The following is a 19,879-nucleotide window of genomic DNA, read 5'->3' on the forward strand; positions in this document are numbered from 1 at the left end:
CGTAATTTTGCGTGTTTTTTAAACCCTAACTTGAATAAAGAAATATTTATGAAAGATAAAAGAGTCTTGTATGTGTCGTCAGAAGTTATTCCCTATCTACCTGAGACCGAGATTTCTTCAATGTCGTTTGAAGCACCGCGAGCAGTAAACAATAAAGAAGGTCAAATAAGAATTTTCATGCCTCGCTATGGCAATATTAATGAAAGAAGGCACCAACTTCATGAGGTGATCAGGCTTTCGGGTATGAACTTAGTAATCAATGATCTGGACATGCCTTTAATAATTAAAGTTGCATCCATTCCCAAAGAGAGAATGCAGGTTTATTTCATTGAAAATGATGACTATTTCAAAAGAAAAGCTACTTATGCCGATGAAGACGGCGTTTTTTTTCCTGACAATGATGAACGAGCCATCTTTTTTGCTAAAGGGGTAATAGAAACTGTTAAAAAATTAAACTGGTCTCCAGACATAATCCATGTTCATGGCTGGTTGGCATCCTTTCTGCCTTTGTATTTAAAAAAATATTACGGGAACGAACCCTTGTTTGAAAAAAGTAAAATAGTTACTTCTGTATACAATCAAGGCTTTGAAGGAACGTTAGACAAAGAGGTGATCAATAAAATTGGTTATGACGGAATTGAAGAAGAGGATGTCACTGATTTAAAAGAGCCAAACTACAGCAATGTCATGAAAACTGCCATTAAATATTCTGATGCTGTCATTATTGGTTCTGAAGAAATTCCTGCTGAAATTGAAACTTATCTTAAAAAGATAGATATACCTGTGTTAAAGTTTCATAATAAAGAAGAATTTCAAGAAGCATATATTGATTTTTACACCTCAAAAGTTTTAGATTAAATCACCCTTCAAATTTTCTTTAAATGATAATGAAACAAATGAATTCAGTAGTTAAACTTTTTGGTTTCACAATTTTACTAATGACTATTGTTTCCTGTGCAGAAGATTTTAGTTCTGTTGGAAGTGATATCATAGGAGACCCAAATTTTGAATTCGATCTCTATGAAAATGCATCTATAAAAGCTTATAGCAGAAGAGCCTACCCAGTTCAAACAAACAACCTGCCTGTATATCAACTAGGTATTTATAATGACCCAGTTTTTGGTAGATCTGAAGCAAGTATTTTGACTCAGGTTACTATGAATGAGACTAACCCAACTTTTGGCGAAAACCCTGAGATAGAAAAAGTGATATTAGATATCCCTTATTTTTCAACTGCTCAAGGCACAGGAGATGATGCCACTTATGCTTTAGATTCTATTTTTGGACAAGCTCCTTTTAACCTTTCTGTTTATGAATCCAACTATTATTTAAGAGATTTTGACCCGGCGAGTGGTTTTGAAGAACCCCAAAAATACTTTTCCAATCAAGGTCCTGTATTTCAAAACTTTCTTGGTCAGTTACTGTTTGAAGAGGCAGAATTTATCCCCAGTAATGGTGCTGTAATCTTAAACCCTGATACAGATGACGAAGAAAGACTGGCACCAAGATTCAGAGTTGAACTAGGACTGGAAGCAATCAATTTTTTTAAAGAAAAAATACTTGATCAGGAAGGCACAGATGTTTTGTTGAACAACACCAATTTTAAAAACCACTTAAGAGGATTGTATTTTATTGCTGAAGCAACAGAAAATGAGGGCAACTTAAGTTTGCTTGATTTAACAGAAGCCTCTATTGAGATTATCTACACAAAAGATGATCAAAGTACAGGAGGAACCAGTGGTTTAATACCTCAAGATCCATCAATGGAAGATGATCGAGTGGAGGATACTTTTACATTATCATTTAATGGAATTACGGTCAACACCATAGAAAACAATATACCTTCTGAACTGGAGTCTGCACTAAACAACCCCAACCAAAATGGAGAGGAAAACCTTTATCTTAAAGGTGGTACCGGCACGATAACAATCATAGAGCTTTTTGGAGAAGACCTGAACAACAACTCGGTATCTGATGAATTGGAAGACCTGAGAGAAAAAAAATGGCTTATCAATGAAGCAAACATCACCTTGAATGTAAACAAAAGCCTGGTTAACGGAAGTCCTTCAGAACCTGAAAGGATATTTTTATATGACCTTAACAATAACACTGTCTTGATTGATTATCAACTCGATAATATTACCCCCGCAAATAATTTGGTCAATTTTAAAACCAATCATTTAGGTCGCCTTCAAAGAGATGCATCAGGTAATGGTGAATCCTACCGTATCAGGGTAACAAACCACATTAGTAATCTTATAAACAAAGATTCTACCAATGTAAAGTTAGGTCTAGTGGTAAGTCAAAATGTAAACATTAGAACCTCACAATCATTGCAAAATGAAATACCACCGGGAATAGAATATGCTCCCACCAACAGTGTTATTTCACCCGAAGGAACCGTTCTTTACGGAACCAATTCATCAAGTCCTGATAAAAGTATTAAGCTCAATATTTACTATACAGAAATCAATAATTAATTATGTGTGGAATTGTAGGTTATATAGGTCATAGAGAGGCTTATCCTGTAGTGTTAAAGGGTTTGCAACGTCTTGAATACAGGGGCTATGACAGTGCGGGTGTTGCAATATTTGACGGCAATGAAATAAACCTTTGTAAAACTAAAGGAAAAGTTGCTGATTTGGCACTTAAGGTGAAAAATGAAATTTCCACTCACGGCACTTTAGCGATAGGGCACACACGTTGGGCGACTCACGGAATTCCTAATGATATCAATTCACATCCACATTTTTCAAATTCAGGGAACCTGGTTATTATCCATAATGGAATTATTGAAAACTATGGAACTTTAAAAAAAGAACTTATAAAACGAGGTTATATTTTTACTTCAGACACAGATACAGAGGTTTTGGTCAACCTTATTGAAGATGTCATGAAAAATGAAAAAGTAAAACTCGGAAAAGCTGTTCAGATTGCATTGAACCAGGTTGTGGGAGCTTATGCCATTGTAGTTTTTGATAAAAATAAACCAAATGAATTGGTTGTTGCAAAACTTGGCAGCCCTTTGGCAATCGGGATAGGCGAAGATGAATTTTTTGTTGCCAGTGATGCCTCTCCTTTTATTGAGTTTACTAACAATGCCATTTATCTTGAAGATGAAGAAATGGCCGTTATAAGAAGAAATAAAGAGGTTAAAATCAGAAAAATAAAAGATGACTCTCTTGTTGAGCCTTACATACAAGAATTACAGCTCAACCTAGAACAAATTGAAAAAGGTGGTTTTGACCACTTTATGCTCAAAGAAATTTATGAGCAACCCAGCGTTATTAAAGACACCTACAGAGGTAGGCTTTTAGCAGATCAAGGACTTATAAAACTTGGGGGGCTTGAAGACCATATTCAAAAATTTGTCAATGCAGACAGGATTATTATTATTGGCTGCGGTACTTCCTGGCATGCAGGTTTGGTAGCAGAATATATTTTTGAAGACCTTGCCAGAATACCTGTTGAGGTTGAATATGCTTCCGAATTTCGTTACAGAAATCCTATCATAACCGAAAAAGATGTCGTTATTGCTATTTCACAAAGCGGTGAAACTGCCGATACACTTGCAGCTATTAAATTGGCCAAATCAAAAGGGGCCTTTGTATATGGGGTTTGTAATGTAGTGGGGTCAACAATCTCAAGAGAAACCCATAGTGGTTCCTATACACATGCCGGTCCCGAAATTGGTGTTGCATCAACAAAAGCCTTTACCACTCAAATAACTGTACTGACCTTAATTGCTTTAAAACTTGCCAGTGTTAAAGGAACGATTTCTTACAGAGACTATAATATTTACCTGCAGGAGCTTGAGCTAATTCCTGAAAAAGTAGAAAAAGCCCTTTTATCTAATGAGCACATAAAAACTGTAGGAGAGGTTTTCAAAAATGCCAGAAACTTTCTTTATTTGGGAAGGGGTTATAACTTTCCGGTAGCATTGGAAGGCGCCCTTAAACTAAAAGAGATTTCATACATCCATGCCGAAGGCTATCCTGCGGCCGAGATGAAACATGGTCCTATTGCATTAATTGACGAAGAAATGCCTGTGGTTGTCATTGCTGTAAACAGTAATCACTATGATAAAGTTGTAAGTAATATTCAGGAAATCAAATCCAGAAAAGGTGTTATTATCGCCATTGTTTCTGAAGGAGATACAACAGTTAAAGAAATGGCAGATTATGTCATTGAAGTTCCAAACACACCAGAATCACTGACTCCTTTGATTACAACTATTCCACTGCAATTGTTGTCATACCATATTGCTGTTATGCTCAATAGAAATGTGGATCAACCCAGAAATTTAGCAAAATCTGTCACGGTAGAATAATTTCTTTTTTAGAAAAATCAAATTGTTGCCTTATCTAATGAAAATTAGCTATATTGTTGTCGCTAATTAATAAACATAAGATATGAGAACATTTTTACCCCTAATGCTTTTATTTTTTTGTTTTGCCTCTTATTCCCAAACTACAGTAACGGGAAATGTGGTAGACAATAATGGTTTGCCCATTCTTGGAGCAAACATAATCGTAACAAATACCTCCCAAGGAACCGTTACCGATTTTGACGGTAACTTTACATTGACAGTTTCTGAACCATTACCATTTTCATTAGAAATAAGTAGTGTGGGTTTTGAGTCAAAGTCATTTGAAATCACTACCAACAATCAGGTAGTCAATGCTGTTTTAGTTGAAGGTACTTCGCTTGACGAAATTGTGGTTTCAGCGTCAAGAACACCTGAACGAATTTTTGAATCACCGGTTACAGTAGAGCGCTTCGGCATTAACGAAGTGAAAAATACTGCTGCAGCTACCTTTTATGGAGGATTGGAAAACCTCAAAGGGGTTGACATTAACACAAACAGTTTGACATTTCAATCTGTAAATACCCGTGGTTTTGCAACCTTTGCAAACACCCGTTTTGTGCAACTTGTAGATGGAATGGATAATGCTGCTCCTGTTTTAAACTTTCCTTTAGGTAACCTTTTGGGAATGACAGAACTAGATGTTCACAGTATTGAACTGCTTCCTGGTGCTTCTTCTGCACTTTATGGGGCCAATGCCTTTAACGGGATTTTATTTATGACCAGTAAAAATCCTTTTGACTTTGAAGGAATCAGTGCTTACTACAAGCAAGGTATCACCTCACAAGAAGCAGCCGGTGACAATAGTTTCTTTGATTTTGGCGTGCGAGTTGCAAAAAAATTCTCTGACAAATTTGCAGCTAAAGCAAACTTTTCCTTTTTAAAAGGAACAGACTGGTATGCTGTAAGTGAAAAAGACGTTCTCAATCCTGGAAGAGATCGGTCACATCCAAACTATGACGGACTGAACATTTATGGAGATGAAGTATTCACTAATATTAAAGGTGTAGGAGAAGGTCTTGCAGCCGCTGGGCTAATTCCAGCTGCTGCTGTCAATCTTTTACCTAGTGAAAATGTAAGCAGAACCGGATATGCGGAAAGAGACCTCACAGACTACAATGCTGAAAGTGTTAAATTTGATGCTGCATTATATTACAGGCCTTGGGGAAATGATTTTGAAATCAGCTATTTAGGAAAAATAGGTGTAGGTTCTACGATTTATCAAGGAGCAAACCGCTATGCAATTAACAACTTCTTCTTACAACAACATAAAATTGAATTTAAAAATGACAATTTCTTCTTAAGAGGCTATATCACAGATGAAGATGCCGGGGACTCTTATGACACTCGCTTCACGGCTGTTAACTTAAATAGACAGTGGAAATCAGATCGAGAATGGTTTGGTCAATATGCAGGAGCCTTTATTCAAGGAACACTAGCCGGTCTAAGCCCGGAACAAGCACACGCCCTAGGAAGACAAACTGCCGATACAGGCAGGTTTGAACCGGGAACACCCGAATTTCAAAATGCCTTTAACAAAGTGACAAATGATCCTAACCCTACAACCGGGGGTCAATTTAAAGATGCTTCACAATTGCGCCACGCAGATGCAAACTACAACTTTACTCACCTGATGCCAGATATTGCAGAAGTTCAGGTTGGAGGTTCTTTTAGAGAATATAGATTGAATTCGTTTGGAACTATTTTTACAGACTTTGACGGGCCAATTTCTTACAATGAATATGGGGCTTATTTACAAGTTCAGAAAAAACTCGTTGATGATAGACTAAAGTTAACCGGGTCAGTTCGTTATGACGAGTCTGAATTATTTGATGGAAGTTTTTCTCCAAGGTTTTCGATTGCTTATTCTGCAGGAGAAAAGAGAAATCACAACATTAGAGGTTCTGTACAGTCCGGTTTTAGAAACCCTACAACCCAAGATTTATTCATAGGTCTTGATGTGGGTAGAGCTATTCTAGTAGGTTCAGCAGAAGCAAATCTTGATCGTTATAATAATACATTTCCAATTAGTGGAGCAGGAGCTGCTGCTACCGGAAGCAATTCAGGTACTGTTTCAGGTAGGGATGCTTACGAAAATGCATTTTCATTAAGCTCGGTAAACGCAGGTGCTCCTGAGGCAGCAAATGTTGATCTGGTAAAACCGGAACAAGTTACTGCATTTGAAGTTGGTTACAGAGCACGATTAGGAAGAGTAATTCTTGATATGAATGTGTATTATAACCAATACCAAGATTTCATTTCTAATGAAACTGTGATTGTTCCTTTGTATGGAGAGGTGGGTGATAATTCACTTTCATTACTTGCTTTACAACAAGGCGATGTTAAGCCTTTCCAAACCTACACCAACTCTGATGCTGACGTAAAATCTTATGGAGCAACAGTAGGAATCGGATCGCGAGTGTTTGGTAATTTTGATTTAGATGCCAACTATACCTTTGCTGAAGAAGATTTTGACCAGGCCTCTGCGCCAGATTTCAGAACCAGTTTCAACACTCCAAAACACAAAGTAAAGGTTTCTTTTGGAAACACTGATGTTGTTAAAAACCTAGGATTTAACATCAATTACAGATGGAGTGATGCTTTTGAGTGGCAAGCAACATTTGCAGACGGTAACGTGCCGGCTTATTCTGTAGTAGATGCACAGATAAACTATACTATTCCTGTTATAAAGTCTACCTTAAAAATGGGTGCTGCAAACATCGGAAATAACGAGTATTTCACTGCTTTTGGAACAGGACTTATCGGAACTCAGTATTATGTTTCCTTAACAATCAATAACTTATAAAATAATTATAGAATTATGAAAATCAATAGTATAAAATATAAATGGCTAATGCTTTGTGTTGGAGCACTTTTTGTTGCTTGTGAATCTGACGATGACAGCATTTCAACAGATGATGAACCGGTTGTGATTGTTTCTGGTGAAGCGGACTTTTCAAATTATGTTTCTTTAGGAAATTCATTAACCGCCGGATATACTGATGGCGCTTTATTTATTGCCGGTCAGGAAAATTCATTGCCTAATATTCTTGCGGGGCAATTTGCTCTTGCAGGAGGGGGTGAATTCAACCAGCCCTTAATGAATGACAATTTAGGAGGACTCCTTCTGGGTGGTAATGTGATTACAGCAAACAGATTGTTTTTCAATGGTGCAGGTCCAGAGCGAGTTCAAGGAATGCCTTCTACAGAAATCACCAATACCTTAAGTGGCTCATTTAATAATATGGGCGTACCCGGTGCTAAAAGTTTTCATTTACTGGCACCCGGTTATGGAAATGTTGCAGGGGTAGCTACTGGACAGGCAAACCCTTACTTTGTAAGATTTGCTAGTAGCGCTAACACCACGATAATCAACGATGCCGTTGCTCAGCAACCTTCTTTCTTTTCTTTGTGGATAGGTAACAATGATGTATTGGGTTATGCCACCAGTGGTGGGGCCGGTGTTAATCAAGCGGGAAATTTAGACCCTTCTACTTATGGTGGAAATGACATCACTGATCCCAATGTGTTTGCACAAGTGTACTCAGGATTGGTAGATGCTTTGACTGCATCAGGCGCAAAGGGTGTGGTTGCAAACATTCCAAATGTTATGACAATACCTTATTTCAATACGGTTCCTTACAATCCTGTTCCATTGGATGCTGCTACAGCAGGAGCTGTAAGCCAGGCATATGCAGCATACAATGCCGGTTTGTTACAAGCAGAAGCAGCCCAATTGATTTCAGCTGATGAGCGTGCAGAGAGAACGATTAGCTTTTCTGCCGGTCAAAACTCAGTGGTTATCGTTGATGAATACTTAACAGACCTAAGCGGATTAGGCCTGCCTTCATACAGACAAACCACTTCTGACGACTTATTGGTGCTTACTTCTTCCACGTTTATTGGAACAACTGTTAACAACAACCCTCAATTAATTAATGGGGTTACTGTTCCGTTGGAAGATCAATGGGTTTTAACTACACCAGAACAAGAAGATGTGATCAATGCAACCCTAGCATTTAATCAGGTTATTGAAACTGTTGCAAACCAAAAGGGGTTGGCGTTTGTTGATGCCTACGAAATATTAAATGCAGTTGCTGAGACAGGCGTTGCGTTTGATGAATACACTATGAATGCGAGTCTGGTGTTTGGTGGCGCTTTTTCACTTGATGGTGTACACCCAACAGCCAGAGGCTATGCTTTTTTAGCAAATAATTTTATGGAGGCCATAAATGCTACTTACGGCTCTAATTTGCCTGCAGTGAAAGCCAGGGATTATATAACGTTATATCCTGCTTCTATGTAGATTTAGCGAAATAATAATGAATAAAAAAACCCGCAATCGCGGGTTTTTTTATTCTAAAATAAAGGTTTCATTCAGGGTCCAGTTTGCTCTGATATCTAAAAGTTTTGGAAAGTAAATTACTCTTTCGGGTTGTTGTTTTTTGAGGAAACTTCCAGTGTCCCACTTTCCATTTTTGTTTGTGTCATAGATAATTCTCACATAATGCATTCCTGGCAGAATGTGTTCAAAATTGAAAGTAGTCTGCTCGTCTTCAGCATAAAACTCTTTTCTCACTTCCCCACTTTCAGTAACCAATTGAACTATTAATGGGTATTCCAGTACATTTTCAAGTGATAGTGATAAAAAGCCATAATCTGAAATAGATCGGGTATTTGTTCTAAATTGAAGGGTGTCAATGACCGCGCCAAAAAAATCGGTGATGCTTTCAGGATATAGATTTAGCGTATACACCTGTCGCTCTTCCTTTTCAAATTGTAAGTTCACGGTATTGTGAAACGAATCAAAATCTATATTGAAATCTACATATGCAGAGTCTTTGTCAATAATTTGAATGTGTTCTTTGTCAAAATCAACAATTGGATTGCTTGCAGTAATCATAAAGGATTCGTTAAGTAATAAGGTGCCTGTTTTAAGCGGAGAAACCACCAAGCTGTCTGTCTCTTCTTCTTTAAGTCTCACTGAGAGGGTGTCTGTTTTTGAGCGATTACTTACTTTAAAAGACAAAGAGTCTGTTTCGATTATGGGTGTGAACCAATAATTTAAAGTATCCTTTTCTTTTTCTTTGGTAATTTGATATTCAAACCCGGAGGGTTTAGAGTTCAACAATTCTATTTGTAAACTATCTACATTGCCTTCATACCCAAACTGAAGTTTTTGACGATTGACTGAACTTAAACGAACCATTGAATAGTCAGGTACTTCCTTAAACAGGTTGATGTTAAAAGAGGTGTCAGTCGGAACTGAAATCGGATCTTCCAAAAAACCGATTTTATCAACTTTTGGATCAAATTTATAATTAGAATTGTTGTCTTTTAAACCCACTAATAAATAGTCTCCTTCCTTTATGTTTTCTATTGAAAAAAAGCCCGGTGCACTTTGAGAACTAGCTACATAGAGCGGTTTGTTTTTATAAATAACTGAATCAGAAAACTGTTCATTTATTTCATATAACATCACAGTTACTTTCTCGTCCGGATTGAGATTGAGCGCGTCTGATATGGTTCCTAAAACCTTTAAACTGTCAATGTAACTTCCGGTAGAAAATACATATTTAAAATAATCAAAACTGTTGTCTTCATTATTATCAACAATGCTGGACCCAAAATTGATTGTGTATGTGGTGTTTTCTTTTAAGGTGTCATTAATAACAATTTTTAAGGTTTTTGAAGTTCCAAAGGGAGTGATTACCGGTTGATTGTCTAAAGGTGGTGAGATGACCAACTGATTTTGAAGGTCTTTCAGCTTTATGTATTCATCAAACTCTATGGTGATCTCGTTTCCCTTAAAATTTGTAGAATAATTTTCAGGAACAGCTTTTAATATTACGGGCGGAATAGTATCTCTCGCACCTCCTTGAGGATTTCCGCGTTTGGCACAGTCAACAAAGGACAATGAAAACAACAACAGAAAAAAAACGTATAAATAATTACCCTTCATACTGCAAAGATGCGAAAAAATAGTGCAAATTTTAACTGATAAATTTTGATTGTAGTTTTTATAATCTATTTGGTAATGGCAATTGTTGCAAAACTCACCTTCACTCCGCCGGCTTTTAAAAGCTTTGAAGTACACGCTTCCAAAGTTGCACCTGAAGTTACAAGATCGTCTACAATTAAAAGGTGCTTGTCCTTGATTTTTTGAAGATGCTGAACTTCAAACACTTCCTGTTGGCTGAAAATTCGGCTTAATCGTTCCTTGAATACCTGTGATTTTGTGGGCGTAATTTTCACCAAAACGTCGTCTATATAAGGAACATTTAGGGCTTGAGCAATTTCTTTTCCAAACAATTCTACTTGATTATACCCTCTTTGTCTCAACTTCTTTCTGTGTAACGGAACCGGAATAATGGCCTCCACTGTGTGGTAAGCATCACATTCAGAAAGTTCAGCACCCAGCCATTTTCCAAATTCAGCACCCAAAGATTTCACACCCCTATATTTGAGTGCGTGTACAAACTTTTGGGTCAATCCGTTTTTTTTAAAATAAAAAAGAGCAGTTGCATTTTCAACCGGAATCCTGCCATAAAAAACCTGAAGCATTTCATCGCTTCCGTTTTTGTGAAAACATGCTATTGGAAGATTATGTCTGCAATAGGTGCAAATTTCTACTTCGTGTGCCAAAAGCTCACGTTGACAACCTCTACAAAGTTTTGGAAAGAAAAGATTTAACATTTAATTTTAACACTTTATCGTTTTTTAAACACTCGACTATGGTTTCTTCAACTAAATTAGCGTACTATTACAAGTTACAAAAATTAACCTAACCAAATGGAAACCGAAAATAAAAAACAAAACAACAGCTTAAAATGGTTTATTGGCATACTTGCATTATTGCTGATTGCTTTGACCATTTTTACAATTAAACTCTACCAGGATTCACAGGAAGCAACCACCAATCTTGAAATTCAAAAAATGGATATCGAAAAAGAGCTGGAAGAATTGCTGGTAAATTACAACCTTACCATAGAGGACAATCAAACAAAGGACTTAAAACTTCTCGAAGCAAGAGATCGCATTGAAGTGTTACTGGATTCTGTGAAAGACGCTCAGGCAAACCTTGATCTTATTAGAAGGTATCGCATTGAGATAAATAACTTAAAAAGTGAGCGCGATGTACTTTTTAGACGCGCAGATAGTCTCAGGATTGTAACTGAGCAGCTACAAGTGGAAAAAGACAGCACTGCATTCGTTCTCGATGAAACAGTTAAAAAAGTAGATTCTATTTCATTGCAAAACCAAGCTTTGGCAGAAGTGGTTGCAAAAGGTTCCGCACTTAAAATTTCCGGATTGAAAGGAGAAGGGGTGCTTGTAAGAAACAGTGGAAAAATTGTAGAAACTTCTCGTTCACGAAGAGCAGACAAAGTGAGGACCTGTTTCACTATCAATGCCAATGAAATTGCTGAATCTGGAGACAGATTGCTTTTCATACAAGTCATCAACCCTGAAAACAATGTGCTGGGCGAAAAGTCAATTGTCAATTTTGAAGATAAAATATTGACTTACAGCACAACTTCAAACATTTTTTACGAAAATGAGGAATTGGATGTTTGTGTTTTGGTGAATGCAGTTGAAGACGATCTGATTGAAGGAATTTATCACATCAATATATTTGATGGGCCTCGTTTAATTGCAAATTCAACTTTAGAACTCAAATAACACAGCTTTCTAACAAAATTTAAAACCGCTTCGGCAATTTTCGGGGCGGTTTTTTCTATTTTTGCCAAATGATAAACAAAGAAGAACATTTTAAGAAGGTTGTTTCACACGCCAAAGAATACGGATTCATATTTGGCTCCAGTGAAATATATGACGGGCTCAATGCCGTATATGATTATGCTCAAAACGGTGTTTTACTCAAAAATAACATACGTGAATACTGGTGGAAAAGTATGGTGCAAATGCACCAAAACATCGTGGGGCTTGATGCCGCCATCTTGATGCACCCCACTACCTGGAAAGCTTCCGGTCACGTTGATGCATTCAATGACCCTTTGATTGATAATAAAGATTCGAAAAAACGCTATCGTGCTGACGTGCTTGTCGAGGATTATGCCGAAAAACTGCATCAAAAGGCACTCAAAGAAATTGAAAAGGCCAAAAAGCGTTTTGGTGACGCCTTTGATGAGGCGCAATTTGTAGAAACCAATGAGCGTGTCATCAGATACCGTACTCAGCAAAAAGAAATTGTACAACGCCTGGCAAAATCCCTTGAAAAAGAAGACTTAGCTGATGTCAAGGCTCTTATTGAAGAATTGGAAATTGCAGACCCATTAACAGGCTCTAAAAACTGGACCGATGTGAAGCAATTTAACCTGATGTTTGGCACGAAACTGGGGGCTTCAGCAGACAAAGCAACCGATTTATATTTGCGCCCGGAAACAGCCCAGGGAATCTTTGTAAACTTTCTCAATGTGCAGAAGACGGGAAGAATGAAAATTCCTTTTGGTATTGCACAAACCGGAAAGGCCTTTAGAAATGAAATTGTTGCTCGCCAGTTTATTTTCAGAATGCGTGAATTTGAACAAATGGAAATGCAATATTTTGTGCGCCCTGGCGACGAATTGAAGTGGTATGAATATTGGAAAGAGGTAAGATATAACTGGCATCTGTCCTTAGGTTTAGGAAAAGAAAACTACCGTTTTCACGATCACGAAAAATTGGCGCATTATGCCAACGCTGCCACCGACATCGAGTTTGATTTTCCTTTTGGTTTTAAAGAACTGGAAGGAATTCACTCACGCACCGATTTTGATTTAAAAGCACATGAAGAATTTTCAGGTAAAAAGCTTCAGTTTTTTGACCCTGAATTAAACAAAAGCTATGTGCCTTATGTCATTGAAACTTCCATAGGTTTGGACAGAATGTTCCTTGCGGTATTCAGCAGAGCACTGGAAGAAGAAACCCTGGAAGACGGGAGCACACGTTTGGTGTTAAAAATACCCGCTGTGATTGCACCTACAAAAGCTGCAGTCCTTCCGCTTATAAAAAAAGACGGTTTACCCGAAATAGCAGAAAAAATAATCGAAGAATTACAATGGGATTTTCAGGTGTCCTATGATGAAAAAGATGCAATAGGAAAACGCTACCGCAGACAGGATGCTATTGGAACTCCCTTTTGCATCACTGTAGACCACGATACTAAAACAGACAATAAAGTAACTATCAGACATCGGGATTCGATGAATCAAGAGCGAGTGGCTATTGAAAATCTCAGTGAAATTATCGGAAAACAAGTAGCGATCAAAAACTGGTTAAAATAAAACCTAAAAGAGGAGAATATTTCAAGCTAGAAAAATATTAAGGAACAAAAATAACCAATAACAACCTGACATTCTGAAGAGTACTAGGTGAGTGAGTAAGCAACTAAGAAAAGTCAAAAAAAATTAAAAAAACATATATCTGTTTATTTTTTAATCCCTTAGGGTTGTATTGTTGATTTTAAAATCCTTATATTTGCGGTCTTGTAAAAAAATTAATTTTTAATCCCTAAATTATATTAGAATGACAAAAGCAGATATCGTAGCTAAAATTTCAGAAAAGCTAGGAATGGAAAAAGGAGATGTGCAGGCAACTGTAGAAAGTTTTATGACAGAAGTAAAAACTTCACTTGAAAGTGGTGACAATGTTTACTTACGTGGTTTTGGAAGTTTCATCATCAAAACAAGAGCAGAAAAGACTGGCAGAAACATTTCAAAAAATACAACAATAAAAATTCCAGCACACAATATCCCTGCATTTAAACCGGCAAAGGTTTTTGTAGAGAGTGTAAAAGAGAATGTTGTTGTAAAATAATTAATAACTTAAAAAAGACACACTATGCCAAGTGGTAAAAAAAGGAAAAGACACAAGGTAGCAACCCATAAGCGCAAAAAGAGAAGTCGCGCTAATCGCCATAAGAAAAAGTAGTTTCTAACTACTTTTTTTAGTTAAAAGAAAAACGTTCTTTGAAAAAGAAATTTTACTGACATTCAATGGTTTTTGGGTAAACTATTTGTGTCAAATTAAGGTTTCACCGGGTATTTTTCTTACTTTATAAGTAAGAAACCTGTGAGAAATATTGTTTAATCCATCTGTCCTGAAATGCTTATAGAGCAATAAAACGGGGCGGATAAAAATTACTAAGAGTGAACTACGAATTATTTATCAGATCCAGTTCCTCAGAAGTTGATTTTGCCCTTCTTAAAGATGGAAAACTAATTGAATTGCATAAGGAAGAAGATGACAGTGAATTTGCTGTTGGTGACGTGTTTATCGCCAAAACCCGCAAAACTGTTCCTGGTCTCAATGCCGCATTTGTTAATGTAGGATACGAAAAAGACGGATTCTTGCATTATCAGGATTTAGGGCCGCAACTCCCTTCCTTATTGAAATTCACAAAACTTGTAAGCACAGGTAAACTTAAAGATTACTCTTTAAAGAATTTCCCATTTGAGAAAGATATTGATAAAAATGGCAAGATAAACGATGCCATCAAATCAAATCAATCCATTTTGGTTCAAATAGTAAAAGAACCTATCTCCACCAAAGGACCCAGAATAAGTTCTGAGTTATCATTGGCAGGGAGGTATATCGTTTTGGTTCCATTTTCAGATCGTGTTTCTATTTCTCAAAAAATAGAATCAAAAGAAGAAAAAGAACGCTTAAAACGATTGGTACAAAGCATCCGGCCAAAAGGCTTTGGTGTTATTATTAGAACCGTAGCAGAGGGTAAAAAAGTAGCAGAACTGGACAAAGATTTACAAAACTTGCTTGACCGCTGGTCTGCAATGTGTAAAAAGCTACAAAACGCGCATCACCCTTCAAAAGTAATGAGTGAAATGAACAGAGGCTTGTCCCTTATCAGGGATTTACTCAATGATTCTTTCACGGCCATACATATTGATGACGAAGCGCTTTACTTAAAAATTAAAGATTATGTGCACGAAGTTGCACCACAAAAAGAATCAATCGTTAGGTTGTATGACTCCAAGGTTCCCATTTTTGAAAAATTTGGTATTGAAAGACAAATAAAAACGTCTTTTGGTCGCACTGTTTCAGGAAGTAAAGGAGCCTATTTGGTAATTGAACACACTGAAGCCCTGCATGTTGTTGATGTAAACAGCGGTAACCGCTCTAACAAATCAGACAGCCAGGAAGCCACAGCACTTGAAGTCAATATAATCGCAGCAACAGAGTTGGCTCGCCAACTCCGACTGCGCGATATGGGAGGGATTATTGTAGTCGATTTTATCGACATGTCAAATCCAAACCACAGAAAGCAACTTTACAATCACTTACGTGATGAAATGAAAGATGACCGGGCAAAACATAAAATTTTGCCTCCCAGTAAATTTGGATTGATCCAAATTACACGACAACGTGTTAGACCTGAAATGAATATTAAAACCCGAGAGCTTGATCCTAACGGCGAAGCCGGAGAAATTGAGGCTCCTATTTTAATCATAGACAGGATTAACAGTGATTTAAAAAGATTAATTAAAAAAGACTATAAAAAGATTACATTAAACACACATCCTTTTATAGCAGCCTTCTTAATAAAAGGCTTTCCATCGATTCGTTCTAAATGGTTTTTAGAACATAAAAAATGGGTAAAAATTCAACCAAGAGATGCTTACACCTATCTCGAATACCACTTTATTGATAAAGATGGTAAAGAGATAAAATAAAAAAAGCGCTGATTCCTGAACTTGTTTCCGGATTTCAGCGCTTTTTGCGTTTATATACTTTTAGAATCTATCCTTTCAAACTCGCACTCATATACTCCCTGTTCATACGGGCGATGTTTTCCAGCGAAATACCTTTAGGACATTCAATCTCACAGGCACCGGTATTGGAGCAGTTTCCAAAACCTTCTTCATCCATTTGGCGCACCATGTTGAGCACACGGTCTGTCGCTTCTATTTTTCCTTGTGGTAATAGGGCAAACTGCGATACTTTTGCCGAAACAAACAACATCGCAGAGGCATTTTTACAAGCTGCCACACACGCTCCGCACCCAATGCAAGTTGCGGCATCAAACGCCTTGTCTGCATCGTGCTTGTTGACCGGAATCGCATTGGCGTCAATGGTATTCCCGGAAGTATTTACTGAAATAAATCCGCCGGCATGTTGGATTCTGTCAAACGAACTTCTGTCAACAATCAAATCCTTAATTACCGGAAATGCTTTCGCCCTGAAAGGTTCTATATAAATAGTGTCACCATCTTTAAAGGTGCGCATGTGCAACTGGCAGGTAGTAATCATTCTGTCCGGCCCATGGGGCTCACCGTTAATTTGCAATGAGCAAGACCCGCAAATGCCTTCACGGCAATCGTGATCAAATGCAACCGGCTCTTCACCTTTATTGTTCAATTGTTCATTGAGCATATCGAGCATGTCAAGAAAAGACATATCAGGTGAAACATCATCAATTTTATAGTCAACTATTCTTCCTTTTTTACCGGCATCAGACTGACGCCATATTTTTAGGGTTAAATTCATAATTTTTAGACTTTAATGGTGAGTATTGAGAGTTAGTCTATTCTCTAACATCTCAAGTCTCTAATCTTATTTATAGCTACGCGTAACCAGTTTAATATTTTCAAAATTCAATTCCTCTTTATGCAATACTGCTTCGCTGGGTTTTCCTTTGTATTTCCACGCAGCCACATAGGCAAAGTTTTCATCATCACGCAACGCCTCGCCTTCTTCAGTTTGATATTCTTCACGGAAGTGACCTCCACACGATTCATTTCTGTGTAAAGCATCTTTTGCGAAAAGCTCTCCAAGCTCCAGAAAATCTGCAACACGCATTGCTTTTTCCAACTCCTGGTTTAATTTATCTGCGGCGCCGGGAACTCTCACTTCTTTGTAAAATTCATCACGCAAAGCTGCAATTTCTTCAATGGCTTCATTCAATCCTTTGGCATTTCTTGCCATCCCTACTTTGTCCCACATGATTTTTCCAAGGCGTTTGTGGAAATGGTCCACGGTTTTAGTCCCTTTGTTATTCATAAAGTGTTCTATCTGTGCCCTTACATTTTTTTCAGCAGCTTCAAACTCGGGCAAGTCGGTTGAGATTTTCCCGGTGCGAATGTCATTTGCAAGGTAATTCCCGATTGTATAAGGAAGCACAAAATAACCATCAGCCAGTCCCTGCATTAATGCAGAAGCTCCCAAACGGTTCGCACCGTGATCAGAGAAGTTGGCTTCGCCTATTGCATAACACCCTTCAATGGTGGTCATCAGGTTGTAATCTACCCATATGCCACCCATTGTGTAATGCACGGCAGGATAAATCATCATTGGGGTTTCATACGGATTTTGATCCACAATCTTTTCATACATCTGGAACAGGTTTCCATATTTGTTGGCAACCACTTCTTTTCCCAGTTTTTGAACTAAGGTTTTATCGTTTTCGTCTAAATGTTTTATACGTGCTTGCTCTTTTCCATAACGCTCAATCGCTGAAGCGAAATCAAGATACACGGCCTCCCCTGTTTTATTGACACCAAATCCGGCATCGCAACGTTCTTTTGCAGCTCTGGAAGCTACATCACGCGGCACCAGGTTTCCGAAAGAAGGATATCTTCTTTCCAAATAATAGTCTCTGTCTTCTTCTTTTAAATCGGTGGGTTTTAATTTTCCTTCACGAATGGCTTTGGCGTCTTCCAGTTTTGCAGGCACCCAGATTCTACCATCATTACGTAAAGATTCAGACATCAATGTCAGTTTTGACTGATGGTCTCCCGAAACGGGAATACAAGTAGGGTGAATTTGTGTATAACAGGGGTTGGCAAAATAAGCACCTTTTTTATGAATTTTCCAGGCTGCCGTCACATTGCTTCCCATCGCATTGGTCGAAAGGAAAAACACGTTTCCATACCCTCCGGTACCCAGTACCACAGCGTGTGCAGAATGTCTTTCAATTTCGCCTGTAACCAGGTTTCGGGCAATGATGCCTCTTGCTTTTCCGTCAACGATGACCAAATCAAGCATCTCGTGACGGTTGTACATTTTTATTTTTCCGCGGCCTATCTGGCGGTTCATCGCTGAATAAGCACCCAATAAAAGTTGTTGCCCAGTTTGGCCTTTGGCATAAAAGGTTCTGGAAACCAAAACACCTCCAAAAGAGCGGTTGTCAAGCAAGCCGCCATATTCACGGGCAAAAGGCACGCCTTGAGCGACACACTGGTCAATGATGTTTGCTGAAACCTCAGCCAGGCGATAGACATTGGATTCGCGTGAGCGGTAGTCACCACCCTTTACAGTGTCATAGAAAAGACGGTAGGTTGAATCACCATCACCCTGATAGTTTTTAGCGGCATTGATTCCGCCTTGAGCGGCAATAGAGTGTGCACGACGCGGAGAATCCTGAAAACAGAATGCTTTCACATTGTAACCCAACTCGGCCAGTGTTGCAGCAGCTGAACCACCGGCAAGCCCGGTTCCCACCACAATGACATCAATATTACGCTTGTTGGCTGGGTTTACCAGGTTTATTTTATTTTTATGATTGGTCCATTTTTCAGAAATGGAGCCTTCGGGTGTTTTTGAGTCTAAACTAGCCATAGTATGAGTATTAATTTAAGTGGTGATACAACGCAATGAAAATAAATCCAAGCGGAATAATGATGGCATAAGCGGTTGTAAAACCTTTTAAGGCTTTGGAATATTTATTATTGAACCCCATTGATTGAAACGATGATTGAAAACCATGTATCAGGTGTAATGCCAGAAAGACAAAACCTACAATATACAAAACTGTTCTCCAGATTGGTTCAAAAGAATGCACTACATGATCATAATAACGGTAATTACCGGCAGCATCTAGCCCGCTCATATCACCTTCAATAAATTTAATATTAATCTCGGGAACCCAGAAATCGATGAAATGAATAACCAAAAATATCAAGATAAAACCACCGCTGTAGATCATATTGCGTGACATCCAGGAGGAATTAGCGCTACCGTTGTATCTGGCATAGGATATTTTTCGAGCATTGCGGTTTTTGATTTCAAGAACAAACCCCATAACAAAGTGAAAAACAACGCCAAAAATTAAGATAGGCTGAGCTACATATTGTACAAACCCATTTGTTCCCATAAAATGAGAAAATTCATTGAATGTTTCTGCGCTAAAAACTGAAGTAATATTGATGAAGAAATGTTGTGCTAAAAAGATGACTAAAAATAGTCCTGAAAGGGCCATTGCAAACTTTCTTGCAATAGTTGAATTTAAAAATCCGCTCATTTGAATTTATTTAACTATAAGGTTTACAAAAATACGATGATGGAAACTTATCTACAAGCTAACTAAGGGTTAAAGTTGGCTATTTAGAATGGTTTTAAAGAGTTGTATGGTTTAATCGTATTTGTGTATTAAAACTTTAATATTAAAGTGTCTATATAAAAATAAAGTAGGCATTAATTCTTAGTTGAGGTAGTAGAAAAATAAAATATAATTTCAATTATTTTAAAGCGGTGATTTTAGGGTTTAGCCTGTTTAAA

Annotated in this window: 14 protein-coding genes; 9 read left to right on the top strand and 5 right to left on the bottom strand. The window is 37.7% G+C overall.

The features are described from left to right. The first annotated feature begins 48 nt into the window (after positions 1–48). From IEV69_RS01315 to IEV69_RS01335, 5 genes are all read left to right on the top strand, one after another. Complete coding sequence (locus IEV69_RS01315) at positions 49–858, top strand: glycogen/starch synthase (RefSeq protein ID WP_188438683.1); 810 nt, start codon at positions 49–51, stop codon at positions 856–858. A gap of 38 nt (positions 859–896) precedes the next feature. Continuing rightward, positions 897–2,480 (top strand): BamH family beta-barrel-assembly machinery protein, encoded by a 1,584-nt coding sequence (gene bamH, locus IEV69_RS01320; RefSeq protein WP_188438685.1) that lies wholly within the window; start codon positions 897–899, stop codon positions 2,478–2,480. A 2-nt stretch (positions 2,481–2,482) separates the two neighbouring features. Beyond that, the gene (gene glmS / locus IEV69_RS01325) at positions 2,483–4,330 is read left to right on the top strand and encodes a glutamine--fructose-6-phosphate transaminase (isomerizing) (RefSeq protein WP_188438687.1); all 1,848 of its coding nucleotides are present in this window, start codon (positions 2,483–2,485) and stop codon (positions 4,328–4,330) included. 82 nt (positions 4,331–4,412) lie between these two features. Further along, positions 4,413–7,172 carry a TonB-dependent receptor gene (locus IEV69_RS01330; RefSeq protein WP_188438689.1) on the top strand — a complete coding sequence of 920 codons (2,760 nt, stop codon included), beginning with the start codon at positions 4,413–4,415 and terminating at the stop codon, positions 7,170–7,172. Positions 7,173–7,187: 15 nt separating this feature from the next. Beyond that, positions 7,188–8,672, top strand: a complete 1,485-nt coding sequence (locus IEV69_RS01335; RefSeq protein WP_188438691.1) for an SGNH/GDSL hydrolase family protein — start codon at positions 7,188–7,190, stop codon at positions 8,670–8,672. Between the two features lie 48 nt (positions 8,673–8,720). On the opposite strand, the gene IEV69_RS01340 is transcribed toward IEV69_RS01335, so the two are convergent. Then, the gene (locus tag IEV69_RS01340; RefSeq protein WP_188438693.1) at positions 8,721–10,328 is read right to left on the bottom strand and encodes an Ig-like domain-containing domain; all 1,608 of its coding nucleotides are present in this window, start codon (positions 10,326–10,328) and stop codon (positions 8,721–8,723) included. Between the two features lie 65 nt (positions 10,329–10,393). Then, positions 10,394–11,062 carry a ComF family protein gene (locus tag IEV69_RS01345; RefSeq protein ID WP_188438696.1) on the bottom strand — a complete coding sequence of 223 codons (669 nt, stop codon included), beginning with the start codon at positions 11,060–11,062 and terminating at the stop codon, positions 10,394–10,396. A gap of 96 nt (positions 11,063–11,158) precedes the next feature. Here IEV69_RS01345 and IEV69_RS01350 point away from each other — a divergent pair, with 96 nt between their 5' ends. The 4 genes from IEV69_RS01350 (at position 11,159) to IEV69_RS01365 (ending at position 16,056) form a co-directional block, all read left to right on the top strand. Then, complete coding sequence (locus tag IEV69_RS01350; RefSeq protein WP_188438698.1) at positions 11,159–12,046, top strand: DUF8428 domain-containing protein; 888 nt, start codon at positions 11,159–11,161, stop codon at positions 12,044–12,046. Between the two features lie 68 nt (positions 12,047–12,114). Next, a complete protein-coding gene (locus tag IEV69_RS01355) occupies positions 12,115–13,650 on the top strand; it encodes a glycine--tRNA ligase (protein ID WP_188438700.1) in 1,536 nt (511 codons plus the stop codon). 241 nt (positions 13,651–13,891) lie between these two features. Further along, the gene (locus IEV69_RS01360) at positions 13,892–14,182 is read left to right on the top strand and encodes an HU family DNA-binding protein (protein WP_188438702.1); all 291 of its coding nucleotides are present in this window, start codon (positions 13,892–13,894) and stop codon (positions 14,180–14,182) included. A gap of 332 nt (positions 14,183–14,514) precedes the next feature. Then, positions 14,515–16,056 carry an Rne/Rng family ribonuclease gene (locus IEV69_RS01365; RefSeq protein ID WP_188438704.1) on the top strand — a complete coding sequence of 514 codons (1,542 nt, stop codon included), beginning with the start codon at positions 14,515–14,517 and terminating at the stop codon, positions 16,054–16,056. 67 nt (positions 16,057–16,123) lie between these two features. Here IEV69_RS01365 and IEV69_RS01370 read toward each other — a convergent pair whose 3' ends face one another. The 3 genes from IEV69_RS01370 to IEV69_RS01380 form a co-directional block, all read right to left on the bottom strand. Then, a complete protein-coding gene (locus tag IEV69_RS01370) occupies positions 16,124–16,870 on the bottom strand; it encodes a succinate dehydrogenase/fumarate reductase iron-sulfur subunit (protein WP_188438706.1) in 747 nt (248 codons plus the stop codon). Positions 16,871–16,936: 66 nt separating this feature from the next. Continuing rightward, complete coding sequence (locus tag IEV69_RS01375; protein WP_188438707.1) at positions 16,937–18,940, bottom strand: fumarate reductase/succinate dehydrogenase flavoprotein subunit; 2,004 nt, start codon at positions 18,938–18,940, stop codon at positions 16,937–16,939. 10 nt (positions 18,941–18,950) lie between these two features. Continuing rightward, positions 18,951–19,622, bottom strand: coding sequence for a succinate dehydrogenase cytochrome b subunit (locus IEV69_RS01380; protein ID WP_188438709.1), 672 nt, complete (start codon positions 19,620–19,622; stop codon positions 18,951–18,953). Positions 19,623–19,879: the final 257 nt, after the last annotated feature.

Origin of the sequence: Planktosalinus lacus (assembly GCF_014640155.1) — a bacterium.
GTDB lineage: Bacteria > Bacteroidota > Bacteroidia > Flavobacteriales > Flavobacteriaceae > Planktosalinus > Planktosalinus lacus.